The sequence below is a fragment of the Streptomyces pseudogriseolus genome (assembly GCA_002154585.1).
Classification (GTDB): Bacteria; Actinomycetota; Actinomycetes; order Streptomycetales; family Streptomycetaceae; genus Streptomyces; species Streptomyces pseudogriseolus.
In genome coordinates this window covers 242-453 of sequence record MUNG01000441.1, presented here as the reverse complement: position 1 = coordinate 453, position 212 = coordinate 242, and the positions used below count along the sequence as shown (strand labels likewise).

The window sequence follows — 212 nt, the reverse complement described above, 5'->3', positions numbered from 1 at the left end:
CCGCCCGGTCCGTCGTCACACGGTCAGCGGCGGCGCCTGCGCAGGGCCGCCATGTTGTCGTGACTGATCTTGGCCTCGCGCAGCGACTGCGCCGGGTCGGTGGCGCTCGGGGAGTTGTCGTCCTCCACCATCGGGTTGCGGTAGTTGCTCAGCCCGACGCGGGAGAAGAACGTCGTGTAGTCGATGTCGCCGGTGCCGAACGGCACCATGTC

Annotated in this window: 1 pseudogene; it reads right to left on the bottom strand. The window is 68.9% G+C overall.

What is annotated here, in order from left to right:
- Positions 1-23: 23 nt before the first annotated feature.
- Positions 24-212 (bottom strand): annotated as a pseudogene (locus CCN29_RS36400) (sugar phosphate isomerase/epimerase family protein); the annotation flags it as partial.